The following is a 25,333-nucleotide window of genomic DNA, read 5'->3' as shown; positions in this document are numbered from 1 at the left end:
AGGCGGCCCTCTGAACAGATAATCTTTCGTGACCGTGACAGGTGTATTGTACCGAAAAAATCATGCCGTCAATACAGGAAAAACGAGATAACGTTTTTTTAATACATACGTCCTCTATAGCGCTTAATGGCCCTCGGAGGCTAAAAAACGTCATCCCGTTATGGTGCTGTCTGGCTACTGTACTATCCGTACAGCTCTCAGGCGCAGCGCATTGAGAACCACAGAAACAGAGCTTAAACTCATGGCCGCCGCCGCAATAACCGGTGAAAGAAGTATGCCGAAGACAGGATAGAGAACCCCTGCTGCCACCGGAACCCCGAGCGCGTTATAGACAAAGGCAAAAAACAGATTCTGCCTGATGTTTGCCATGGTCGCCCGGCTAAGCTTCCTGGCCAGGAAAATACCGGTCAGATCACCCCTGACAAGGGTCAGGTCAGCACTCTCCATGGCCACATCCGTGCCTGTCCCCATAGCAATCCCCACATGGGCCTGGGCAAGGGCCGGGGCATCGTTGATACCGTCACCCGCCATAGCCACCATCCGGCCGTCATCCTGGAGCGATTTGACAACCCGGGCCTTTTCTTCAGGCAAAACGTCAGCCATCACCTGGTCAATATCCAGTTTTGCAGCCACAGTCTCGGCGGTACTCCTGTTGTCTCCGGTCAACATGACAATGAAAATCCCCTCGGCATGGAGCCGGCGAATAGCATCCGGAGTCGATTCCTTGATTGGATCAGCCACGGCAATGAGTCCGGAAACCTGACCGTCCACCGCAACAAACATCACTGTCTGCCCGTCTTTACGCATGGACTCAGCCTTTTTCGCCAGATTTCCCGGCTCAACCGCATAGTGATCAAGCAATTTATCGTTACCGAGAAGGACCCTGTGTTTCTCGACCGTTCCTGCAACCCCTTTTCCGGTCAGCGACAGAAAATCCGTCGGCTCTGTCAGGCTTATTTGCCTGTCTTTCGCTCCAGCCACAATGGCGGCAGCAAGAGGATGTTCACTTGATTTTTCCAGGCTGGCCGCAAGCCTGAGCAGGTCGTTTTCATCAACCTCCTGCTCAGCAATCACATGGGTCAACCGAGGTTTTCCTTCGGTCAAAGTACCGGTCTTGTCCACAACCAGGGTGTCAATTTTGCACAGAGTTTCAATGGCCTCGGCATTTTTAAAGAGAACACCCAGGGTCGCGCCCTTACCGGTTGCAACCATAATGGACATTGGGGTCGCCAGACCAAGTGCGCAGGGACAGGCTATAATCAATACGGATACCGCCACAACAAGCGCATAAGCCAACCGGGGCTCCGGCCCGAAGAAATACCAGACAACAACAGCAACAAGAGCAATGACAATAACCAACGGCACAAACCATCCAGCCACCAGGTCCGCAAGTTTCTGAATAGGCGCTTTGCTGCGCTGGGCTTCGGACACCAGATGAACAATCCTTGACAAAAGCATATCACTGCCAACCTTTTCCGCCTTCATAATAAGGCTTCCCTTTCCATTGATCGTGGCGCCGATGACCTGGTCGCCCGTTTTTTTGTCCACCGGTAGAGGCTCTCCGGATATCATGGATTCATCAACAAAGGAACTGCCTTCCACCACTACCCCGTCCACAGGAATTTTTTCTCCCGGACGAACCCGTAACAGGTCTCCGGGATGGACCATTTCCAGGGAGATATCCTGCTCCGTACCATCTGGTTTTATCTTGCGGGCCGTTTTGGGTGACAGATCAAGAAGGGACCTGATTGCCGCTCCTGTATGCCTGCGGGCCCTGAGTTCAAGAACCTGGCCTAACAGAATCAAAGTGACGATCACTGCCGACGCCTCGAAATACACCCCAACCGATCCGTCCGGTCCACGCATGGCGGCCGGGAACAGGTCCGGGAACAGGACACCGACCAGGCTGTAAATAAAGGCAACCGACACGCCAAGCCCAATAAGGGTGAACATGTTGAGACTGCGATGCTTAACGGACTGTACGGCCCTGACATAAAAAGACCATCCCCCCCAGAGTACAACCGGTGTGGCCAGCAACAGCTCAAGCCAACCCAGAATCTTATCAGAAGCCAGTTCTTCGAGGACCCCGCCGCCGGGGATCAAGTCCCGCATGGCAATCACCACCAGGGGAAGAGCCAGCACAGCCGAGATCTGGAAACGGTTCCTCATGTCTTCAAATTCAGGATCGTACTCTTCCTGGTCAGCGGAAAAACTGACAGGTTCAAGAGCCATGCCGCATTTCGGACAGGTACCTGGATTTTCCTGGACGATTTCCGGGTGCATGGGACAGGTGTACTGGATGTGTCCCGTCGCAGGAGTCTGGACCTTTTGTTCCAGCGCCATACCACATTTCGGACAGCTGCCAGGGTCCTTCTGCTCCACTTCCGGGTGCATGGGACAGGTAAAGAGCCCATCCCTCTGCTGGACAACATGGTTTTCCTGTTCAACAGGATATTTTTCCTGATGGTCCCTGAACTCTGCCAAACAGTGTTCGCTGCAAAAATACCAAGTAGTGTCATCCTGAGTGTAGGCAATGAACGCATCGGCATCCACGGTGCTCATACCGCAGACCGGATCGATGTATTCAAGATTGTGGTCATGGTGATGATGGGTGTGATTTTGATGTATTGTGGTGGTCATGGCATGTACCTCCCTGCCTGTCGGCGCCGATTCTCCCTCCTCTGTTCTCAGGGAACACCTTGCCGGTTGATTATCATATCTTACAGAAAGCACTATCTGTGCCACAATGTATTATCTTCAACCGCATCACCCAACCACCTGGAGTTATATGTTTTTTTCAGACGATATCGTTATCCGTGAGTTTTTTCTGCTGAATCAACTGTCCAAAAATCATACACCGAAATACAGGTCCGGACTTTCAAGCCTCCTGCATGAAGACATCAACCGACCTCTCGTCTTCGTACCGTGGAGCCAGAGTTCACCGGCCCTGAATCGGTGAGATCCAGAATAACTGAACTTCCGTCATAATCTTTGGGGTTAAACCGATCTATCCGGCTTATCTTCCGGATCAGGTCTTTGAGCTCCTGCAGATTCTTCAGTGTATTCTGCAGCTCCAGGTATGGTTCCGAATCCTTGTCAAAATCGTCCTGGAGCAGCTCCAGGGTGCCCATGGCCACAAAAAGCGGACTGTTCATTTCATGGGCCACGGAACCGGCCATGGCCTGGAGTGCCTCTATTTTTTCCCGGGCCCTTGTTCTCTGCCTGTCCTGCAGGACACCGACAATGATCCCAACCACAAAGAAAAGAAGAATCTCCAGGATACGATCAAGATCATCGGCGGTCAACCCATGCCAGTGAAATAACGAATAAGGCAGGTAGAAAGCGGCCACCGCCAGGGCTGTCAGCAGGCCTCCGCGGAGGCCGAACCAGAACCCGCTCAAAATCACGGGCAGAAAATAGAGTTCCCTGGCGACAACATGACTGCGTGTACTGTCGTGGGAAAAGGAGAGATGGAGAAGAGTGATACTGGCCACCATTGCCACGATGATCAGGACCTTGCATCGTTTTTCCACAACGTATGTTTTCATAACGCACCTCTTCTACCTTGAAATTCCATGACTCTGGACCAAAAGCGGCTTCAACAGCTGTATTCCGGCAACAGAAACTACAGCATCACCTGTGCCATCCTTGCAAAAACTGCTCCAGATACAGATTAGTGTACCTGTCCATCCATAGCCTCAATACAAGATAAAAAAAGAGCCCACCCTCAGGTGCCTCAAAAATGTACACTGGTAAGGTGCCCGTGCAGATTTACTGTCCAATATCAGGACACAGACAACATTAAGGGCGAAAAGAGTCGTTTAGCTAGACAGAGGTGAATGGCGGAGTTGAAAAACTCTTCTTCCGGGCCGAAACAAACTGGCCCGGAAGAAGAGGGAGAGAAGTAACAAAAAAAGATTTCTCCCGACCGGGAGAGAAAAAATCATCAGCCGCAGGAGTCGGCATCATTGGGATCGTAAGTCCAGTCGCCGTTTCGGTATAAATAATCATTGACCATAAGCAGCTCTTCCTCTGTCAGGACATTCCAGGAGCCGTCCCGGGCACACGCCGCCCGGCGGCGGGCAAAAATCCGGTTCCATCCATCCGAAGTATGGGACTCCGCATGCAGAAACGGGGCTCCCTTATCGTTATCCCTGGTATGGCAGCTCTTGCACACCTCGCGAAACTTCTTGCCGCCAACCCCCCAGGGCTCACTGTTCCAGTCCAGTTTGCCGTCAGCGATCAACCGGCACATCCTTGTCCGTTCATCATAACGCTTGCGGGGCCTTGCCTGGGAGACAGACACCGTCCAGGCAAAAACCAGCGTAGTTGCTATCACAAGTACAAATCCCTGTTTCATACACACCTCCAGTTTGCGTCCCAGTAATCATTACTACCTGTTCCATCAACTTCCATGCTATTATAGAAAGCAGAAATTCCGGCGAACAGTGTCTGTAACGACAATAAAGAGGGTGATAACGTCATGCCTGCACAACCAGAACAGCCATACCGGGTCGCTATCCTGGCCCTGGACAACATGGTGGCGACCACGGTGACCGGTCCGGCTGATGTCTTTTCCCTGACCGGGGTACTGTGGGAGATGATACAGGGAAAAAAACCAATTCCCAGATTCGAGGTCCGTATCGTTTCCCCGGGCGGACGGACTGTTTGCTGTTATAACGGAATCACTCTGGTCCCCCAAGGGACCCTGGAGGATATCAGCCCTGATATTGTTATCATTCCTGGAATCATGGAAATTGACCAGACCCTCAAAAATTCTACCACTGTCCTTGCCTGGCTGCGACAGCAATGCGATCGGGGCAGCATGCTGGCAGCCATCTGCTCCGGCTCCATTTTACTGGCTGCAACCGGCCTGCTCGATGGGCGCCGAGCCACCACACACTGGGCCATGGTCCCGGAATTCCGGAACAGATATCCCAGGGTAAACCTGGAACCAAACGAACTGATTACCGAAGATGGCAATCTTTATTGCTCCGGAGCCTTCAACTCCTTTCTCGACCTATCTGTCTACCTGATCGAGAAACTCTGTGGCCTGGAAGTTGCCATCCAGTGCGCCAAGGTCTTTCTTCATGATCTTGGCCGCCACTCCCAGTCTCCCTACACCATCTTTCTCGGCCGCCACGATCATGGCGACACGACCGTACGGAACATCCAGCAGGAAATGGAAAAAGATTACCGCCGCGATTTCGATCTCGATCAGCTGGCCAGGAGACACGGCATGGGCAGACGGACCATGGAGCGGCACTTCAAGCACGCAACCGGAGAGACTCCGCTGGTCTATCTCCAGCGAGTCCGGGTGGAAAGGGCCAAGCAAATGCTGGAATCCACCAACATGAGTTTTGATGAAATCAGTTATCAGGTGGGATACAGGGACACAGGTTTTTTTCGCAAACTTTTTGTCAAGTATACCTCTCTCCTCCCTGGAGAGTACCGATGTCGCTTCTCGCGGGAAAAATGGCCTGTTTCAAGCCTGTAAGCGAGCTCTCGCTCGCAGAAAAAAACAGGCCACCTGATTCCATATCAGGTGGCCTGTTCTATTGTTGACCTGCCCCTTTATCTCCTGTCGGCAGCTTGCAAGGGAAAACGATCAACGCCAGCCTCCACCGCCGCCGTGGCCCTCACTTTCTCCACCACCATGACCTTCTCCACCATCACTCTCGCCGTCGTCACCACCGCTATCACCGCCGCCATGACCACCGCCGCCATTGTCAGAGCCGCCATGACCCTCGCCGACACCGTCTCCATCATCACTTTCACCCAGGCCATCGTGACCATCATCGTCCATGTCACCATCGCCGTAGCCGTGCCCCTCATCCGAACTATCCATTTCACTGTCCAGACCAACACCTCCATGCCTGCCACCAGCCCGACCAGACATGGACCTGCCGCCTCGGTCATCCTCATCTCTGCCATCGATCGAGTCGGTTCCTTCAAGGTCGCGGGCAGTAGCCTCGGCCAATTCCTCGGGATCAACACCGTGCATCTCCCGCTTGTCCTGATGGGTTACCTCGCCATGATTCTGCCGGCCAATGGTATTGCCCAAGCCAAGGAGACCCGGCTGAACACCGAGTTCGTTGGCAATCTTTCCCCAGCCCATGCCTTCCTCACGCATGGACTCCACCGCCTCCGTATCCACACCGGCAAGCTCCGAGATGGCTTCGGCAAAGGCTTCTTCGGCCTGGCTGAGATGTTCGCGGGCCTCTTCAATTGCTTCCGGATCCGCGGTTGCCTGGGCTTCCTCCAGGGCAGTGGCAGCCTCCTCAACATCCTGGAGAGCATCCTCAAGTTCTGCCGGGGCCTGGCTGGCCTCTTCTTCAGCTTCCTGGATGGCCGCTACGACTTCCTCAACAGAAGTAAAGGCCGGTTCATCCTCTTCCAGGGCATCTGCTTCCACCGCCACATCCACCGACACGCTATCGTCCGCGGCCTCGATTTCGGTATCGGCTGCAACCGTGGCCGCCAGCAAGGGCCGGGCACAGATCATCCCACCCATAAGAAGAGCAATAGCGTACACTTTCAAGTATTTTTTGGTTTTCATATCCGGCGCTCCTTTGACTTGCTTTTCTTTTCAGGTTGGCTGAACACAAGGACACCCTGTTTCAGCACTGCTTCCATCTTTCCTGTACGTACAGACTCCGGCTGACCAAACCAGCTGATGCGGACCTGCTTATCATCCTGCAGATATATGGCCAGCTGTTCTTTCAGTCTTCTCGCCTTTTGCATGGCCGGCTCCCTGCCCCGGGCATCAAAAACCACCAGGTTCAAAGTGGTTGCCGGCACCCTGGCAAACTGCGCGGCCAGCCAGGAGACCTCCCGTTCCCTGGCCTCAGAATCATTGCCCAGCAATGCATCCTGATTGATAATGACCCGCCGGTAACCAAGCATGGCGGTCCGGTAACTGAAATCACCCAGCTCGTTGAGATACCGTACGGCCCGGTAACTGTTTTCCCCGCTTCTGTGGCGGGCCAGATATTGCTGCCATGCCTGCCGCTCCTTCTCCAGGTCACCTTTGAGACGATACACCAGTCCAATATTATACAGGGCGTCCTGCTCATCCGGTATCATGGCCAGAACCTGCTGATAACTCTTCAAAGCTCCATCCAGGTCGCCAGTTTCCAGCTGGTTATGACCAAGATTGACCAGGGCCGGAAGAAAATCAGGATGATTGCTGACCAGCCGGTGATACTGCTCACGCTCACGCTCGGGCTTGCCCGCGGCCTGCCAGGCCACGGCCTGCCACAATCCATACTCCGGCTGGTCAGGATTGAGCAATGCGGCCTGATTCAGATATGCAAGGGCCTCTTCTGGATAGCCGGCAGTAACCAGCCCCCTGCCAATGTAGTAGCTTGCCTCACTGCTCAGGGTCGTGACTTCAGGCAGTTGGATCCTTGATTCGCCAGGTCCGGTTCCCACCAGGGTGCCAAGATAAAATGCTGCGGCCAGACCGGCCCCGAGCAGAGCAACCCGGGCCGGCTGGACAGTAATGGCAAAAGATCCGGCAAAAAACCGCCGCAGTCGTTTCAGGAGACCAGGTTTCTTTTCCCTGATCCGAGCCATGATATTTCGGGTCAGATCGTCGGGCACCTCGCGCTGCGGCAGGTGGCGCAGCAGTTCCTCGATCCCTTTGTTATCCCTGTCGCGTCTCTTGTGCTCCATGTCGTCCATCTTCCTGCATAATATTTCTCAACTGCTGCATGGCCCGGGAAAGCCTCATTTTCACCGCGCTCTCGCCAAGACCAAAAATTTTCGCCACTTCCTTTATGGGCAGCTCGTGGTGATAGCGCAGAATCACGATTTCCCGCGTCTTTTCCGGCAGCAGGTCCAGGGCCGCTACCAGCTGCTCCATTTCCTGATCCTGTTCCATCTTTTCCTGCTGGGAAGAACCGGTATCCAGAGGGGCGCTGTTTGTCATCAGGTCACGCCGCAAAGCCTGCCGATTCCGGCTCTTCCGGTACCAGTCCCGGGCCAGGTTGACAGCCAGACTGTAGAGCCAGGAAAAAAAACGCTGCCCGGTGCAATACTGATGGAGCCTGGTGAAGGCCCTGACAAAGGCCTCCTGAGTCAGGTCCGCGGCGTCATCGTCGTTACGGCAATAGCGATACATCAGGTTGTATATCTGCCGCTGGTACCGAATCACCAGGATACGGTACTGTTCCCTGTTTCCGTCCAGGACCTCCTGAACTATCTCGTCATCTGGTTTTTCCATCTTCTCCGAACCGGAAGGCCCTGCTGTTGTCCTGCTCTTTACCCTGTTATACGAAGGATCTTGTTCCTGGTCACAATTCACCGGCCTTTTTTCATAAAAAAAAGGCGAAGAGCGGATGAGACCGCTCTTCGCCTGAACAATTTTTCAACATATCTCTACCGGGCCATGTCCTTACCGGGTCAGAAAGAACCGGACTGATTCACCTGTGCGGACCTCTTGCCCCTTAACGGTGAATCTCTCCTCCACATCAAACCAGCTGATCCCTACCCGTCCTTCAAGCTCGGAATACTTTTCCAGCAGGTATTTTCTAATGCTTATCGCCCGGTCCCGGGCCAACTTTTTATTATTTTTCTGATAGACAACAATCTGCAGTGTTGGTTTCTCAAGATTGCTGACGATCTCGCCCACCAAATCAAGGGAGGGAAACGAGTTGCGGCGTAACTCAGACGAAAATGGCTGGAAATAAATCTTTCTGAGGGTGACCCGCCGGGCGCCGAGCTGATAATTGCGATAGGAAAAATCACCGAGCCGGTTCAGGTGGTCGGTGGCCCGCAGGGCCCGGGCCCCGGCAGGATATCGTTTGAGATAAATCATCCAGGCGATCTTTTCCTCGGGTGTCCGATCCAGGATATGCATAATGAGGGCCCGGTTATAGAGCGCGGTCTGAATGGTCGGCGCCATTTCCAGGGCTCTGGTGTAGCTGGCAAGGGCCTCCTCGTACTTCCTGTTTTTCAGGAGGTTATGTCCGAGATATACCCAGGCTGGCACATAGTTTTCATTAAGGGCCAGAATCTGTTCATACTGGGCCCTTTCACTGTCGATTTGGCCGAGCTCACCGAGAGTAACGCCCAGCCAGAACCTGTAGTCCACAGTGTCTGGAGACAGCTGGACAGCTTTTTCAAAATACGGCAAGGATTCGGAGGCCTTTTGTTGAGCCAGCAGAAACCGACCGAGGAAATAATTGGCCTGGGCCGAGTCGGGTTTCTCCCGGACAACCTTGCGGAAACGTGCTGCTCCGCCATCGTAATCCCCTGAAGAGAGGTATCTATTCCCTATGAAATTACTGCCGACATCGACCCCGACACAACCAGACAGCACAGCCAGTACCAGGCCGACAAGGAACACATTCTGAATCTTCATAAAAAACTCCTGAAAATAGCTATTAAGGTTCTAAAAAACAATTATTTCCTTTCCAAAACAGGTACGTGGGCCTACAGGACTCCTGCAATATATACGCTCGAAAACAAAGCTGGTCACATTAAAACAAAAACAGCCTGACACCACAATGTGCCTGGTCGCGCAATCGCGTGCCAGGGAAGAAAACTCCTGACAGAGGCCCCTCTTCACTGCTCGAGGTTTACTTTACAAAAAGAAAAGGAACCTCCTATAATCACAATTGACAGATATGCATTTCCCGGACACCATCCATCTTGCAACAGATTAACAGGTGTCCTGAACCCGGTCAGATATCCTTTTTCCATGACTTCCTGGTTTCTTCATCTCTCGGCAGTCCAGCAGACTCTGCTGGCCACCTGTTTCACCTGGTTTGTTACTGCCCTTGGCGCAGCCCTGGTCTTTTTTTTCAAAAAGATCAGCCGACGGGTAATGGATGGCATGCTCGGCTGTGCCGCCGGCGTAATGATAGCCGCTTCGTTCTGGTCTCTTCTGGCCCCATCCATCGCCATGGTCGAAGAGGCTGGTGGCATAAGCTGGCTTCCACCGCTGATCGGCTTTCTATCCGGCGGTCTTTTTCTCTGGTCCGTGGACAAGATTTTACCCCACCTTCATCCCGGATTTCCCCTCAGCGAAGCCGAAGGCGTCAAAACCGGCTGGCATCGCTCGATTCTTCTGGTACTGGCCATCACCCTGCATAACATACCAGAGGGACTTGCGGTGGGGGTTGCTTTCGGCGCGGCACATGCAGGTTACCCATCGGCATCCCTTAGTGGAGCCCTAGCACTGGCCCTGGGTATCGGCATCCAGAATTTTCCCGAGGGAGCTGCAGTGGCGGTTCCACTGCGACGGGAAGGAATGTCGAGACTGAAAAGTTTCTGGTATGGCCAGCTTTCAGGGGCTGTCGAACCGGTGGCCGGCCTGGTGGGAGCAGCGGCGGTGCTGTTTATGCGCCCGCTGCTCCCATATGCCCTGGCTTTTGCCGCCGGAGCCATGATCTATGTGGTTGCCGAGGAGTTGATCCCGGAGTCCCAGGCGGAAAAACATTCCGATGTGGCCACCATCGGTGTGATGATCGGCTTTGCCATCATGATGACTCTGGATGTGGCCCTGGGATAGTGGATTAATCTCACTTCTGCGTTTTATCGGTTCCGGACCGGTCCGTCTGCAGCTGCACCAGCCCGCTTTGATGATCAGCGCTGCAACCACATTCACCGCCATGATCGTGCGTATGGACTTGGGAGTATGAATGGGCCCGGGATGCTTCACAAGATGCCTCGCTGCAACCACAGGTGTGTTTATCCCTGGAAAAGCGGGCTGTAAGCATACTTCCAAGGGGACGAATGGAGATGAGAAGGAGAAAAAACGCCGCACCTGTCTCCAACCATGCAGGCAGCAGAGCCCCGGCCTGACCGACCACGGCAGTGGCAGATATCCCCAGCGCAAGATATATTGCATCCACGACAAGACCACAGAGCACACTGACAACTGCAATAGAGACCAGGTAGATTGCTGTAGCTCTTTTGCCAAGGATACCGAACAGGACCGAAAGCGAGGTAATGTTGGTTGCCGGGCCGACCAGAAGAAAGACCAGCGCTGTCCCGGGACTCACCCCCTTGAGAATAAGGGCCGCGGCAATGGGAGTGGATGCGGTGGCACAAATATAGAGGGGAATACCAAAACCGAGCATCAGGAGCATGGAACCGATACCTCCACCCATATAGCGACTGATGGCATCGTCCGGCACCAGAACTGTTACAACGCCGGCAAGGATGATTCCGACAAAAAACCATCCTGCCAGATCACCCCAGAGATCCGTAACCGAAAAACGGACACCTGCAGTGATTTTCTCAAAAAAAGAGTGGTGGTTCCTGTGCTCTTCCGGGGGACAGTCAATACCGTCGCAACAGTTGTCGATGGTGCAGCTGAGGTCTGGTTGAATTGTTTTTCCGGACATGGGAGGATTGAGCAGGTTTTCCGTAATCCCGGCGAAAAAGGCTGAAAAAAAGGCAGCCACCGGTCGGGCAATGGTCATAACAGGGTCGAGCAGGGCCCAGGTAATGGAGATGGAATCAACTCCTGACTCCGGAGTGGATATAAGAAAGGCGGTGACCGCTCCGTTATTGGCACCCTGTTTTTTGAGGGAAGCCGCGGCTGGAAGGACCCCGCATGAACAAAGAGGAATGGGGATACCCAGCAGGGCTGCCTTGAAAACAGTGACAAACCGGCCACTGCCAAGGTGTGCTGCCACATAGGACGGAGAAAGAAAAACCCTCAGGAGTCCACCCACCAGGAGGCCAAAAATGATATAGAGTGAGGCATCCTGGAGCATCCCCCAAGAGGCCCTGAACAGATCGGTGATAAAAACAGACAGGACCTGCATGACGGACTACTCCTGTACGTGGGTGAAGGCTACTGCCATAAGCTGGTTTACATGGTCGTCGTCAAGGCGATAGTACAGGACTGGCCCCTCACGCCGATTGGCCACCAGGTGCAGCTGGCGAAGCTGACGAAGCTGATGGCTGACCGCGGACTCGCTGATGCCAAGAAATGCGGCCAGATCACAAACACACATCTCACCTTGTTGCAGGGCCCAGAGGATCTTCAACCGGCTCGGATCCCCCATGGCCTTGAAAAGAAGTACCATCTGGCGGAGCGGATGCTCACCAAGACTCTTTTTCCTGGCCGCATCGATGCGGTCCTGATGGATACAGCGGCACACACACCGATCGGTGCCGCTCATCTCTTTGGTATCCCTTGTGTTCATCACTTCACTCCCTGCATTAACATATGAACAATTGATCATATATTAATACATCTCCTGCCCGAAGACAAGATGCTTTTTCATGCAGGCTCATCCTGCAAGACCATCACACCTTGAAAAGAGACTGCGGGACGGAGCGGTGTCGGCCAATCGGAGGCATACATATGGTACGTCGAGCACTGGCCGTACCTGCTACAACGCAGTTGATCGAACTTATTGCAACGTCATCAAGGAAGAGTTTTTCTGATATTCGAAGCTGCCTGCCCCTGACCGGACATACTCCTCGGCACACGGCAGAGCTTCCTGAAAATTCAGGACCTCGACAAGAAGGAGTGGCAGAAAACTACCGTATCCATGCCAGCACGTGGATCAGGTTTTGGCAGAGTGGATGGAGATGACTCTGAAACAAAAGGTTCATTCAGAACTGGTTGTGGCCCCGGGAGCACGGACTGGATGGACAAGGGAGTGGCAAAAAACTGCACCCCTGCCCCGGGAGGGAGAGAGGACCGGGCAAAACACAGGGCAGGGATGGCAGGTATCCCTTACACCGTACCAGTCAGTGGCCGGGTATAAGGAATTCTTTGAACCGTGACAGGATAAAATAAAAGTATCATGCACGGCAACGGTTCAGGTATTGGGCACCACCAGGACAGGTATTTTGCTTGAGCGAATCACCCTCCGCACAGTGCTTCCCATGGCCGCGGTGGCAAACCGCTTTGAAGCGGACCTGCCCATGACGATCAGGTCGGCCCCATGTTTGTCGGCAACCCTGAGAATCTCTTCGCTCACCTGGCCGCTGGCCACGAGAATTTCTCTGACCAGCGCAGGCTCCATACCACAGGCTCCCAACTCTTCCTGACAGAAAATCTCCAGACGTTGCTTCATTTTTTCAAGGATTTCCTGCATGCCGCCTTTCTTGAGATTTTCCGCCTTTTCAGCCGAAAGATACATGTCCAGAACCATGGTGCCGGTGGGCCCAAGGGGTTCCACCACATGGAGCATGAGAATACGTGCTCCATGTTTTCTGGCCTCCACCACAGCCTGACGAAAGACCGGACGGGTATGATCGCCAAGATCGGTAAGGTATAAGATTGTGCGGACTTCAGGAAAGGTACTCATGGCAGCGCCTCCGGCTCAGCAACACTCAGGGACAAGTATCCCGCCCCCATACCGGGTAAGCAAGAACGGCCCGGGATGGTAGTTCCAGGTTATAAAATACCAGCAGGGTTCCGATAGCTGACACCGGAAGGGCCTGCGTTCAACAAAAACTTTGAAAATCCTGCAGATCGGAACAGACCCGATCTGCAGAACAAGCACAGGGAACACACTTTAATAGCCATGAAGTTTATCAAGAAACTCCGGCAGAAAAAGAGATACCTGCGGCACGTAGGTGATGATAACAAGAAAAATCAGCAGCAGAATAAGCCAGGGGGCGGCCGCACGGATAACCCAGCCGATACTGTGCCCGGTTATTCCGGCTGTCACAAAAAGATTCAGACCCACCGGCGGTGTCAGCATGCCGATCTCCATATTGACCACCATGATAATGCCCAGATGAATCGGATCGATCCCCAGTTGCATGGCAATGGGAAAGAGAATAGGAGCCATGATAAGCAGGATGGCGGATGGTTCCATGAAGTTTCCGGCAGCCAGCAGAAGCAGATTGACCACCACCAGAAACATCCACGGAGACAGGCCCCAGCCGACGATAAGTTCAGCCAGGTGATGTGGTATGCGCTCCGAAGTCAGCACATGGGCAAAAAGCATGGCATTGGCAATGATAAAAAGCAGCATGATGCTGACCTTTGAAGCATCGAGCAGAACCTTGTTGACGTCTCTATCGGTCACGCATCTTGGCAGGGCCTGCATCATCTGCCCGGTATTACGGAGAACCGCAGCCCCAACACTCTCGGATTCCAGACGCCAGGGAACATTTTTCAAAGGTCCTATATCACGGTATCCGAAAACGGCAATCGCAAACGCATACACGGCCGAAACAGCGGCCGCCTCGGTGGGGCTTGCCACGCCGCCATAGATGGACCCAAGGACGATGATAATCAACATCAGACCGCCAAAAGCACTGGCACCGGAATCTAGAACCTCGCGAAACCCTGCCCAGGGTTGTGTCGGAATTTTTTTGATCGAGGCGGCGATATAGATGGCGACCATCAGTATGAGCCCCATCATCAACCCGGGGATAAACCCGGCCATGAACATCCTCGCAGCCGAGACCTCGGTGGCCGCCGCATAGACAAGCATGACAATGGAGGGCGGGATGAGAATCCCCAGGGTGCCGGCATTGGTGATAACTCCGGCGGCGAAACTTTCCGGATAGCCGGCCCGGACCATTCCGGTGATGACAATGGTACCGATGGCGGCCACAGTGGCAGGAGAAGAGCCGGAAACCGCTGCAAATATCATGCAGGCCATGACAGAGGCCATCGCGATTCCACCCCGGATATGACCCACCACACTCAAGGCAAAACGAATGATTCGTTTGGCCACGCCTCCTGTGGAAAGAAAGGCGGAGGAAAGGATAAAAAACGGTATAGCCAGCAGGGTGTAGTGTTCGGACAGGGACTCAAACAGCTTCAGAGCTATGGACGCCAGGGAATCACTGGAAAAAAGAAGAATGGTAGTGATACTGGACAAACCAAGAGCCAGGGCAATGGGCATGCCCATGAGCATACAGATGAAAAGGAGCGCAAACAGGCCGACAGTGGTCATCTCAGGCCCTCCTCTTTCGAGAGTTCTTCTACAATCTCCATACTTTCCTTTGCCTCATCGGCATGACGGAAGCCATCGGCCCGGCCGATTATCACATCTCGGAGCAGAAGCAGGATACGGATACTGAGAAAAGTGAAGCCGACAATAAGCATGCCATGCGCTATCCAGGCGGGGACAGGCAAATCTTCCAGCTCAATACCTATCATCTTGACCTTGGCCAGATATATCCAGCTGCCGTACAGGACCAGACCGCAATACAGAAGACCCAGCAGGCAGCCGATGGCCGTAAGGATACGGCGTCCCATGGGAGGGAACAGCTTGACAAAGGCATCCACGCCGATATGGGAACCGACCTTTATGCCATACGATGCGCCGAAAAGGACAAACCAGGCCGACATATGCAGCGTCAGCTCCTGGGTCCACATGAAGCCGGAGTTGAAACCAAAACGCATGACCACGTCAGCAAAAACCAACAGGGTCGTCAGCACAAGCAAAAGACAGATTACTGCCTCCTCGGTGCGGTTGAGAATGCGCCAAAACATACAAAAAAACCCCTTCTTTACATGACTGCTGAAATGAGCTGGCAAACATGGCGACGAGGGGACTCGGCATACCACAAATCCGTGCCCCCGCCTCTCCACGCCTCTGTTTCCCGGAAATCCGGCTGGCCCGGGGAACCGGGCCAGCCGGATGAAACCGAATCAACCTCGGTCAGTGGCCATCCACACACTACCTGGCCTGATTGGAAGCATAAGCCGCGTCGATCAGGTCCCTGCCGATCTGACGCTCAAACTTCTTCCATACCGGCCGCATAACCTCAACCCATTGAGTCCTCTCTGCCGGGGTCAACTCGATAATGGTACACCGATTGGAGTCGATGATTTTCTGCTTGTCGCTCTTGGCCTTTTCCCTTGCCACCTGGTTGCCATAGGCGATGGCCTCGTCCAGCGCACTCTTGACTTCGGCCCGGATGTCGGAGGGCAGTCCATTCCAGAACTCCTGTGAGGTAACGACCATGTAGTCGAGTACACCATGATTGGATTCGGTGATATAGGGCTGTACCTCGAAAAATTTCTTGGAATAGATGTTTGACCAGGTGTTCTCCTGACCATCGATAGCCTTGGTCTGCAACAGGGTGAAAACCTCTGAAAAAGGTTTTTTCAGGGGGATGGCACCAAGAGCCTTGAACTGGGCAGCCAGCACATCGGAGGACATGATCCGGAACTTGAGGCCACGGGCATCCTCAGGTACCCGAAGAGGCCTGGAGGCGGTAAGCTGCTTCATGCCGTTATGCAGGTAACCAAGACCGATGAGTCCTTTTTTGCTGACCGACTGAAGAAGTTTCTGACCAGCAGGACCATGCTGAAAACGGTCTACCGCATCTATATCTTCAAACAGGAACGGCAGATCGTAAAGCTGCAGCTTTTTGGTGTAGCGGCTGAACTTAGAAAGGCTGGGAGCGGCCATCTGTACATCACCAAGGAGCATGGCTTCCAGTACCTTATTATCACCAAACAGCTGGGAATTGGGATAGACCTCTACCTCGACCTTGCCCTGCAGCCGCTCGGCCACCAGATCACGGAACTTGTTGGCCATCTGTCCCTTGGGGGTGTTTTCAGCCACAACATGGGAAAACTTGATCACAATGGGTTTCTGCGCCAGGGCAGGACCTGCAAACAGTGCTGCTGACAGGGCCAGCGCTGCCACGGACATGGCTATTTTTTTCACAAACATTCTTTCCTCCTTTGCATAATAATTCATCGAACCGAAATAATTCCTCAGGTAACCAATCTCCAGAGAGAGCCAGGCACCCATTTGCTTTATCAAAAGCAATCCACAGGCCAGTCCGAACGATCAGCGACATCTGCCCGATTTCACACGATTACAGAGGAGGAAAGACAAAAGGGAACCGGCAAGAATCCATCCATTTCACCAGCCAAATGGAGGAATTTTGACCCAAAAACCTGTTCCGCAATCCTGACCAGGACAGGAAGCCGTCATCAGAACTTGACGAGATGATACTTTTTCCTGAAAGAGTCACGCTATCCGGCAGGGATGGCTGAGGCCGGCACGATGGTGGGGTGCGTTGTAAAATCTTCAGATCCTGGAGGCAAAATTTTCCTGAACAGAAAATGTTTACTTGTAATCGCTCTTGTCCAGTCCGTATTTTCGCATCTTGTCATACAGGGTCTTGCGTGGAACGGCAAGTGAAGCCATAACGTCCTTGATGCTGCCCTTGTGGGCAGCCAGAGCCTGTTCGATCAGGCCGCGTTCGAAACATTCCACCAATCGGGGGAGGCTATTGACCTGTTCCGGGGTCGAGGAGGCCAGCAGCTGTTCAAGCGACCAGTCAAACTGGTTACCAAGGAGAACATAGCGTTCGGCCAGGTTGCGCAGTTCACGCACGTTTCCGGGCCAGTCGTAGGCCATGAGTGCATTGAGCTGGGCCGTATCCGGCGTGGGTACCTCCCGCTGGTACCGATGGCCGGCCACCAGGAGGAAATGGTGAAACAACAGTGGAATATCTTCGCGTCGTGTGCGCAGAGGGGGGATATGCAGACAGACCACGTTGAGACGGTAATAGAGATCCTCTCTGAACCCGCCCTGGTCCACCGCCTGCCTGAGGTCAACCTTGGCCGCAGCCACCACTCGCAGATCGAGGGGAATAAGGGTATTGGATCCAAGACGCTCAAGGGCGCGCTCCTGGAGAACCCGCAGCAGATGGACCTGAACATGCATCGGCATGCTCTCGATCTCGTCGAGCAGCAAGGTTCCGCCGTTGGCGTGTTCGAACTTCCCGATCCGCCGCGACCTGGCATCGGTAAAGGCCCCGGCCTCATGGCCAAAGAGCTCGGATTCAATCATGTTTTCAGATACAGCCCCGCAATTGACCGCAACGAAATTTCTGGTCCGGCGCCGACTGTGCTCGTGCAGGGACCTGGCGACCAGTTCCTTGCCGGTCCCGGTCTCCCCCACCACCAGCACATCAGCACCGGTGTCAGCAATCTGGGCGATAGTGGCCCGCAAACGCTGCATGGACGGGGTACGGCCAATAATCCGCGGCCCGGGAGCGGAGTGAGCCTCAAGCTCCCAGCGCAACTGCCTGTTTTCCAGGGTCAACATCCGTTTTTCCAGGCCCCGCCGAACGGTCTTGACCAGCCGCTCGGCCGAATAGGGTTTTTCGATGAAATCGTAGGCCCCATCCCGCATGGCCTGCACAGCAGTGGAAACATCACCATGACCGGTGATCAAAATGACGGGCAGGTCAGGATCGATCTCTCTGGCCCGGCGCAGGAACTCCAGGCCGTCCATCTGTGGCAGGCGAATATCACAAACCACTACACCGGGCCACTCTTGAGACAAAACCGGTATGGCTTTCTCGGCGCAGTCCAGGCACGAGACCTCAAGATCTGCCAGTTCCAGGGTCTGCCGATTGGCCTGACGGATATGTTTTTCATCATCGATAAACAGAACCTTGTTCATCGATCCTCGAATCGCTGTCTTGTCCATGGACGCCATTTCCCTGCACTTCGTTCAGATATATTTCGAACCGGGCTCCGGTCTCGCCGTCCGAGGCCATGATATCACCACCCATCTCCTCAAGGATCCGGGCGGTGATGGTCAACCCCAGGCCCAACCCCTGTCCGGGGTCCTTGGTGGTGTAAAAAGCTTCAAAAATATGGGGCAGGTGCTCGGGCGCAATGCCAGGACCACTGTCCTGGACAGTTATCCGCACCCTCCCCTGTTCCCGACGGCAGCACACCCAGATATCCCGCGTCTCCCGACCCTCCACGGCCTGAATGGCATTGCCGATCAGATTGACCAGCACCTGTTGCAAAAGGACATTGTTAGCCTGAACCTGGAGGTCTTCCGGATCGATTTGTATCCGAATCCTGGTATCGGCACGTCGCAAGGCCGGGTTGACGATCTCCAGTGCCCCGTCCACCACCCCATGCAGGGGTACGGGCTCAATCCGGCCACTGGTTTTTCCGGCAAATATCTTGAGCTGAGCCCCGATCCGGGCCATGCGCTGTGTCAGTTCGCCGATCTGCTCCAGGTTCCACAGCGCATCCTCCTCCCTCCCCTTGACCAGTAGCTGCCTGGTGTTGTCGGTATAGGTACGGATAGCGGCCAGAGGCTGATTGAGTTCATGATTTATACCGGCCGACATCTGGCCAAGAGCGGCCAGCTTGGCCGCGTGAATAAGTTCGCTGCGGGTACGATTCAGCTCTTCTTCAGCCTGGCGGCGCTCCTCGATCTCCCGACGCAACCGGCGATTAATCTCGACCAGCTCGCAGGTTCGCTCCCTGACCCGGTCCTCCAGGGCCTCGTTGGCCTGCTCCAGCACTTCCCGGGCCCGCCGTTCATACCGGTGCCGTTCGTCCAGGCGCTGACGCCGCTGCCACAGGACTATTCCCAGTAGAAAACTGAGCATGATCACTGCCCCTGCCATGAGAAGAGACCGCAGGACCAGACGCTGGACCCCGGATATGTCGGAAAGAATCTGCACCTCCCAGCCGGCCTGGCTCATATGTCGACTCTGGAGCAGATATGTTTTGTCTCCCCGGCCGTCGGAGTTCTTCAGGCGGATCATCGGTCCGGCCGGAGATGAGCTGATTTCCAGTATATCCAGGGGCTCCAACGAGGCATTGGGATAGCGTCGACTCTCAACGATCCGCCTCCGGGCCGCACTGTCCAGAGGCTTTAGAGTATGAAAACGCCAGTTGGGATTAGTGGTGATGAAAATCACCCCGTCGGGATCGGTGACCAGGAGGGTGGTGTCGGGATGTTCCCATTTACGCTCTACCTTGTCGATATTGATCTTGATGACCACCGCCCCGAGGATCCTGCCGCCCTGCCGCACGGGATAGGCAAAATAGTAACCCCGCCGGCTCGATGCCATGCCGAGGGCGAAATATCGTCCCAGATGTCCCTGCATGGCCTCCTTGAAATAGGGCCGATAGCTGAAATTGCGGCCGACAAAGGGCCGGGACGCCTGCCAGTTGGAGGCGGCGATGGTCAGTCCTTCCCGATCCATCAGATAGGTGTCGGATGCGTCGCTGATAGTATTAATGGTTTCCAGGTATCGGTTCAAAGCCTCAATACGCTCGTGACCACCGGGATTGAGGAGAAAATTCACCAACCGCTTGTTGGTGGCAAGAAGTTCAGGAAGTCCCTCATATTTTTCCAGAACCCCGCGCAGGTAGGCCACATACAATTCCAGCCTGGCAGTGCCGTCCTCAGCCAGACGGACCAGCCCCTCACGGTAGGTCAGGTAAGCGGTGCCCCAGAGAACAGCACTGAAGAAAGATACGGCGAACAAAAGAAAAAAACCGTGTCGGACCCGCGTTGCAGCCTGCATAACTCAAAACATAGTATCATTCATGACAGGTAAAACACCTCTCTTCTTATTTCACCCCTCTCAACCACCGGCTCCATCGCGGCCAGGACACTCCCGCGGGAGCATCCTGGCCCGGCACCACCACTTACCAGACAGGCTGTTGAAAAAGGTAACGAGCGAAAATGAGACAAGGAAAAATGAGCGAAAAAGCGCAGTAGTTTTTCAACAGCCTCTTACATTGCCACCAGTGGCAGATAATCAGGCTCCCACCGCATTTTTCTGATCAACTCCTTGAGCCGGGTCGGATCATTCTCGTGCTGGAAAGAGGCAAAGGCACACGGCCGACTGATGCCTGCACTGATAGCAGCCTCTCCCACTGCCTGGGCAACCTTGACACTAACATCGGCCAGGGTGGTAACGTCGGGCACCAGGGCACCGCGTTCCATTTCGTCCCGGGTCACGTAATCGGACACAGCCCGGGCCGCGGCAGTGAAGAACTCCGGCAAAACCTCGCGGGCACCGGAGGCCAGGGCTCCCAAACCGACCCCGGGGAAGACAAAGACGTTGTTGCACTGTCCCACCCGGTACATCTTACCCTCGTGCTCCACGTCGGGAAAGGGCGAACCGGTACCAATCAGGGCCCGGCCGTTTGTCCATCGATAGAGATCCGCCGGGATGGCTTCGGCCTTGTCGGTGGGGTTGGAGAGCGGCATGATGATCGGCCGCTCGGTATGCTCCAGCACCGCGTCCACTACCTCGCGGGAAAAACATCCAGGCTGGCCGGACGTACCGATAAGCACGGTCACGCCACCCTTTTGCACAACATTTTCAAGCCGAAGGTCATCGCTGTCTTTAAGCCACGGGAGCGAGTGAGGATCCTTGGCATATTTTTGCTTGTAAGGTAGCAGGTCACGGTCCGTGGTGACCAGCCCCCGGGAATCCAGGGTGAATATCCGCGCCCGGGCCTCGTCCACACTGAGTCCTTCCTCGCACAGAGCGGTTTCGATCTGCTCGGCAATGCCGATACCACCGGCCCCGGCCCCATGGATCAAAAAGACCTGATCCCCGAGTTTTTCCTGCTTGATCTTCATCGCAGTCAAAATACCGGCCAGGGCCACGGCCCCGGTACCCTGGATGTCGTCGTTGAAGGAAACCAGGTCATGAAGATAAGCGTCGCGAATGGCAAAGGCGTTTTGCTTGGAGAAGTCTTCCCACTGACAGAGTGCCGAGGGAAAGACATTGCGGAAGGCCCTGGCAAAGCGCTGGACAAAATCTATGTACTCATCTCCGGTCAAGCGCCGATGCCGCCAGCCGAGATACTCGTCATCAGCAAGCAGGGCTTCGTTATCCGTTCCCACATCCAGTGAAATGGGCAGGCAGTGCCAGGGGGCAATACCCGCGCCCTGGGTATAGAGCATCAGCTTGCCCACGCAAATGGCGATGCCACCGGCACCCTGATCGCCGATACCGAGGATTCCCTGGTTGTCGGTGACCACCGCCACCCGTATATCGCGATTCTGGAACCGGCGCAGAACATTCTCAGCCTCGTCGATATTGCCGGGATAGAAATGGAGCCCGTTTGCCGAGCGGAACATGGACGAATAATGCTGGCACGCGAGACCCACCGTGGGAGTGTAAATGATGGACATGTAGCGGGCAATATCACTTTTTATCAGGGCATGGGCCAGGGTGACATTGCGGTCAAACAGGGAACGAATATAGATGAACCGTTCGATGTCGCTGTCCTTGCCCTCCACCTTGACACGGCTGTTTTCCACCTGTTTTTCCAGGCTGCGGACAGCCGGTGGCAGCATGGCGGTAAGACCGAGCTTACGCCGCTCCGGTACTGTAAAGGCCGTGCCCTTGTTGACAAAGCTGTTGTTATGGATATCAGATCCACTGCTGTAGACAAAAATCTCTCGAGTGTTGCCGTACTCGTCATACCGAAACTTGATAGAATTGTCAGACATGTCATACTCCTTGCGTGGTTTGGAAAAAGTCACTGTCCAGCCACCCATATATCCGGTTGACGGATGCTGTCCCGACCGGTATACAGGAGCGTACCTGGACCCTGAAGGTTCACTTCAGGTTACCCTTCCCCCTTAGCACTTCCCATAAGCATCCGGCAATGACAAACTGGCGCAACCTTCTTAAAAAATCAATCACCCGACCGGACCAACTGGCAGACCTTTTACCGGTGGATCAGAATCTCGTTGAAAAAACGATCCAAAGATACCCCATGCGGATCAATCCCTATTATCTGAACCTGATCCGGAAGACTGGAGATCCTATCTGGAAACAGGCGGTACCTGACATCCGTGAGCTGGAGGACAGCGAGGGGATGGTGGATCCCCTGGGCGAGGAGAAATTGAGCCCGGTACCCGGACTGGTCCACAAATATCCCGACCGGGCCCTGCTTCTGGTCTGTAGTGAATGCGCCATGTACTGCCGGTTCTGTACCCGCAAACGCAAGGTGGGCCGACCGGAGATGGTCATCACCGATGCAACCATCCAGGCAGGCCTGGAATACCTGAAAAAAAAACCGTCCATCCGCGAGGTGCTCGTCTCGGGCGGCGATCCGCTCCTGCTTTCCACCGCCCGACTCGAGGAGATTCTCCGCTGTCTGCGGGCCATTCCATCCATCGAGGTCATCCGGATCGGTACCCGGGTGCCGTGCACTTTGCCCATGCGGATCACGGAAAATCTGGTCTCCATGCTGAAAAAATACCACCCCCTCTACATCAACACCCACTTCAACCATCCGGCAGAACTCACCATTTTGGCTCGCCAGGCCTGCCGCTTACTCGCTGACGGGGGCATTCCTCTGGGATGCCAGACAGTACTTCTCAGGGACGTGAACAACGATCCGAAAACCATTCGTGAGCTGATGGTGGGCCTTCTCGCCATGCGGGTCAAGCCCTATTATCTATTTCAGGCCGATCTCACCCGGGGCACCGGACATTTCCGTACACCCATCAGCTGTGGCCAAAACATCATGCGCTCGCTCATCGGCCACGTCTCTGGAATGGCTGTTCCGACCTACGCCCTCGACGCCCCTGGAGGGGGCGGTAAGATCCCCCTGACCCCGGAATATAATGTTCCCGGAAGAGGGGAGACCGATTTTACAAATTATCTCGGCCAGGAGTTTCAATATCCTGCTGAAAAGGGGTAAGGATATATTTTTTCAAGCCCTTGAAGTTCAGAGGCGGTCTGTTATACTTAATTCAAGTCTTAGGTTTTTCGTGTGCCGAAAACGTTGAGCCTCGCAGGAATAGAAGGAACAGTACCGTTTACCAGGCTGTTACGGCACTGGTGTGTCTGTGATTCGTCGAACACGTAAAAAGTGAATTCAACGCAGCAGATCTATCTTTTACCTGTATCAACTTTGTATACCGCGCGACCGCAGGGCTTAAGCTCATAAACAAAAGCAGAAGCACAAACGACTCTTTTCATTTTCACTCACGCAGCAGCGCCAGGAAAGGCAAACAATGACCATGTCACAGGAAGAGGTTCTCGACCGGGTCCTAAACTCCCCGGATCTCCCCACTCTGCCCACAGTGGCCTCGAAATTGATTTCCATCACATCCCAGGAAGATACGACACTGTCGGACATCGCCACCCTGATCTCCCAGGACATGGCCCTGTCCAGCAAAATCCTCAAAGTCTCCAACTCGGCTTTCTACAGTTTTCCCCAGCAGATCTCCTCAATCAACCAGGCAGTGTCTATCCTCGGAACCAATGCGGTCCGGAGTCTGGTGCTTTCTTTTTCCTTTCTCAGCATGAAGGGAAAAGGGAACTTCGATTTCAAGCTTTTCTGGCAGCATTCCCTGGCCGGTGCCGTTGCTGCCAAGCTGATCGCCGAACAGGTTCCGGATCTGGACACGGAAGACGTCTTTGTCGCCGGCTTGCTGCAGAACCTGGGCCAGCTTATCTTTGCCTGCACCTTCCCGGATGATTATGACCGGGTCATGGAGACCTATCACACGGAAAAACGGTCCATCAGAGAGCTGGAAGAGGAACACCTGGGCACCAGCCACGAGGTGGTGGGCCATCATGTAGCCCGGAAATGGGGCTTTCCCGACAGCCTGGTCGAGCCCATCCGCTATCATCACAACCCCAGGGAATACACAGGCGGCGACAAGGCCATCAGCCAGGCTGTCGGAGTGGTCTATTTATCGGACCTGCTGGTGAAAATACTCTACTGCACCTCTCCGGAGGATTATCACCGCCAGTTTCGCAGCGAGGCCAGGAAGCTGCTGGGCCTGAAGGCCCTGGCCATCAATACTATCCTGAAAAAAGTTCACAATCATATAGATAAGGCGGCTGATTACTTTGGCCTCAAAATTCCGCCGACCAAATCGGTGGAAGAGATTCTCCAGGAAGCCAACCTGAGACTGAGCCTTCTCAACATGTCCTACGAGGAGATGAACCGGGAATTGATCAGTTCCAAAATGGCCCTGGAAAAACTGACCAGGGAGTTGGAGCACAAAAACAAACTGTTGGAGAACCTGGCCAACATTGACGGACTCACCGAGGTGCACAACCATCGATATTTTCAAAATTTCCTTGACCAGGAGATAAACAGATCCATCCGCAACGAAGGAGTCGTTTCCATTTTGCTGCTGGATATCGATCACTTCAAGCAGTTTAACGATAACTACGGACACCAGACCGGTGATTTCATTCTCAAGGAACTTTGCAGAGTCATCAAGGAGCAAATCCGCGAGTACGACCTGCTGGCCCGGTACGGAGGTGAAGAATTTATCATAGTCCTGCCGGAAACCGGGCCGGAAGAAGCCGTGGCCGTAGCCGAGAAACTGCGCCAGGCTGTGGAAGCCTACCCTTTTGACGATGGAACCAATGTCTATCGAGTCACCATCAGTATTGGCGTCGCCAGTGCCAAGCCATCGGGCCGCGACTTCAAAAAAAATGAATTCATCGGCCTGGCTGACGAAGCTTTGTACGAGGCAAAAAACAAGGGACGAAACCAGGTTGTGCTTTACAGGCCGAAAAAGAAGAAAAAATGGTTCTCCTTTTGACGAAAGGGTCACCGGCATCCTGGTGCTCCTCGCTAACGGACCGTCATCCCAGACGCGCTGAA

Annotated in this window: 20 protein-coding genes; 4 read left to right on the top strand and 16 right to left on the bottom strand. The window is 54.3% G+C overall.

The annotated features are described in order from the left end of the window. Nucleotides 1-174: 174 nt before the first annotated feature. The 3 genes from ACXJJY_RS03060 to ACXJJY_RS03050 all read right to left on the bottom strand — a co-directional run bounded on the left by ACXJJY_RS03060 (nt 175) and on the right by ACXJJY_RS03050 (nt 4,360). Entirely contained in the window at nt 175-2,640 is a 2,466-nt protein-coding gene (locus ACXJJY_RS03060) for a heavy metal translocating P-type ATPase (RefSeq protein ID WP_456385240.1), read from the bottom strand. A gap of 260 nt (nt 2,641-2,900) precedes the next feature. Further along, nucleotides 2,901-3,548 (bottom strand): DUF4118 domain-containing protein, encoded by a 648-nt coding sequence (locus ACXJJY_RS03055; RefSeq protein WP_456385239.1) that lies wholly within the window; start codon nt 3,546-3,548, stop codon nt 2,901-2,903. A 398-nt stretch (nt 3,549-3,946) separates the two neighbouring features. Further along, complete coding sequence (locus ACXJJY_RS03050; protein WP_456385238.1) at nt 3,947-4,360, bottom strand: hypothetical protein; 414 nt, start codon at nt 4,358-4,360, stop codon at nt 3,947-3,949. A gap of 123 nt (nt 4,361-4,483) precedes the next feature. Between ACXJJY_RS03050 and ACXJJY_RS03045 the strand changes: the two genes are divergently transcribed. After that, on the top strand, nt 4,484-5,497 hold the full coding sequence (locus ACXJJY_RS03045) for a GlxA family transcriptional regulator (protein ID WP_456385237.1): 1,014 nt from the start codon (nt 4,484-4,486) through the stop codon (nt 5,495-5,497). A 111-nt stretch (nt 5,498-5,608) separates the two neighbouring features. Here ACXJJY_RS03045 and ACXJJY_RS03040 read toward each other — a convergent pair whose 3' ends face one another. The 4 genes from ACXJJY_RS03040 to ACXJJY_RS03025 form a co-directional block, all read right to left on the bottom strand. Then, nucleotides 5,609-6,559: a hypothetical protein gene (locus ACXJJY_RS03040; RefSeq protein ID WP_456385236.1), complete on the bottom strand. Its 951-nt coding sequence runs from the start codon at nt 6,557-6,559 to the stop codon at nt 5,609-5,611. Further along, nucleotides 6,556-7,677 carry a tetratricopeptide repeat protein gene (locus ACXJJY_RS03035; protein ID WP_456385235.1) on the bottom strand — a complete coding sequence of 374 codons (1,122 nt, stop codon included), beginning with the start codon at nt 7,675-7,677 and terminating at the stop codon, nt 6,556-6,558. The genes ACXJJY_RS03040 and ACXJJY_RS03035 overlap by 4 nt, the downstream gene beginning before the upstream one ends. Continuing rightward, nucleotides 7,649-8,227 carry an RNA polymerase sigma factor gene (locus tag ACXJJY_RS03030; protein WP_456385234.1) on the bottom strand — a complete coding sequence of 193 codons (579 nt, stop codon included), beginning with the start codon at nt 8,225-8,227 and terminating at the stop codon, nt 7,649-7,651. Before ACXJJY_RS03030 ends, ACXJJY_RS03035 begins: the two co-directional genes overlap by 29 nt. A 171-nt stretch (nt 8,228-8,398) precedes the next feature. Further along, nucleotides 8,399-9,367, bottom strand: a complete 969-nt coding sequence (locus ACXJJY_RS03025; RefSeq protein ID WP_456385233.1) for a tetratricopeptide repeat protein — start codon at nt 9,365-9,367, stop codon at nt 8,399-8,401. Between the two features lie 339 nt (nt 9,368-9,706). Between ACXJJY_RS03025 and ACXJJY_RS03020 the strand changes: the two genes are divergently transcribed. Next, the gene (locus tag ACXJJY_RS03020; protein ID WP_456385232.1) at nt 9,707-10,519 is read left to right on the top strand and encodes a ZIP family metal transporter; all 813 of its coding nucleotides are present in this window, start codon (nt 9,707-9,709) and stop codon (nt 10,517-10,519) included. 10 nt (nt 10,520-10,529) lie between these two features. Here ACXJJY_RS03020 and ACXJJY_RS03015 read toward each other — a convergent pair whose 3' ends face one another. The 9 genes from ACXJJY_RS03015 to ACXJJY_RS02975 form a co-directional block, all read right to left on the bottom strand. Beyond that, nucleotides 10,530-11,783, bottom strand: coding sequence for an SO_0444 family Cu/Zn efflux transporter (locus ACXJJY_RS03015; protein WP_456385231.1), 1,254 nt, complete (start codon nt 11,781-11,783; stop codon nt 10,530-10,532). A 6-nt stretch (nt 11,784-11,789) separates the two neighbouring features. Next, entirely contained in the window at nt 11,790-12,167 is a 378-nt protein-coding gene (locus ACXJJY_RS03010) for an ArsR/SmtB family transcription factor (RefSeq protein ID WP_456385230.1), read from the bottom strand. Between the two features lie 624 nt (nt 12,168-12,791). After that, nucleotides 12,792-13,283 carry a universal stress protein gene (locus tag ACXJJY_RS03005; protein WP_456385229.1) on the bottom strand — a complete coding sequence of 164 codons (492 nt, stop codon included), beginning with the start codon at nt 13,281-13,283 and terminating at the stop codon, nt 12,792-12,794. A 210-nt stretch (nt 13,284-13,493) separates the two neighbouring features. Continuing rightward, nucleotides 13,494-14,891: a TRAP transporter large permease gene (locus ACXJJY_RS03000; RefSeq protein ID WP_456385228.1), complete on the bottom strand. Its 1,398-nt coding sequence runs from the start codon at nt 14,889-14,891 to the stop codon at nt 13,494-13,496. Beyond that, nucleotides 14,888-15,433, bottom strand: coding sequence for a TRAP transporter small permease (locus ACXJJY_RS02995; RefSeq protein WP_456385227.1), 546 nt, complete (start codon nt 15,431-15,433; stop codon nt 14,888-14,890). The genes ACXJJY_RS03000 and ACXJJY_RS02995 overlap by 4 nt, the downstream gene beginning before the upstream one ends. Before the next feature lie 187 nt (nt 15,434-15,620). Next, nucleotides 15,621-16,625, bottom strand: a complete 1,005-nt coding sequence (locus tag ACXJJY_RS02990) for a TRAP transporter substrate-binding protein (RefSeq protein WP_456385226.1) — start codon at nt 16,623-16,625, stop codon at nt 15,621-15,623. 402 nt (nt 16,626-17,027) lie between these two features. Then, nucleotides 17,028-18,401 (bottom strand): sigma-54-dependent transcriptional regulator, encoded by a 1,374-nt coding sequence (locus ACXJJY_RS02985; RefSeq protein ID WP_456385225.1) that lies wholly within the window; start codon nt 18,399-18,401, stop codon nt 17,028-17,030. After that, complete coding sequence (locus ACXJJY_RS02980) at nt 18,349-20,253, bottom strand: sensor histidine kinase (protein ID WP_456385224.1); 1,905 nt, start codon at nt 20,251-20,253, stop codon at nt 18,349-18,351. Before ACXJJY_RS02980 ends, ACXJJY_RS02985 begins: the two co-directional genes overlap by 53 nt. A 212-nt stretch (nt 20,254-20,465) precedes the next feature. Continuing rightward, the gene (locus tag ACXJJY_RS02975; RefSeq protein WP_456385223.1) at nt 20,466-22,202 is read right to left on the bottom strand and encodes an NAD-dependent malic enzyme; all 1,737 of its coding nucleotides are present in this window, start codon (nt 22,200-22,202) and stop codon (nt 20,466-20,468) included. Nucleotides 22,203-22,360: 158 nt separating this feature from the next. On the opposite strand from ACXJJY_RS02975, the gene ACXJJY_RS02970 reads away from it, so the two are divergent. Together ACXJJY_RS02970 and ACXJJY_RS02965 are read left to right on the top strand one after the other, a co-directional pair. Beyond that, nucleotides 22,361-23,404 (top strand): KamA family radical SAM protein, encoded by a 1,044-nt coding sequence (locus tag ACXJJY_RS02970; protein WP_456385222.1) that lies wholly within the window; start codon nt 22,361-22,363, stop codon nt 23,402-23,404. Between the two features lie 316 nt (nt 23,405-23,720). Then, nucleotides 23,721-25,271 (top strand): sensor domain-containing diguanylate cyclase, encoded by a 1,551-nt coding sequence (locus ACXJJY_RS02965; protein ID WP_456385221.1) that lies wholly within the window; start codon nt 23,721-23,723, stop codon nt 25,269-25,271. Nucleotides 25,272-25,333 lie beyond the last annotated feature (62 nt).

The sequence above is a fragment of the Desulfolithobacter sp. genome, from assembly GCF_054025815.1.
Note: the sequence above shows the minus strand (reverse complement) of the source record. Positions and strands in the feature narration are given on the sequence as shown.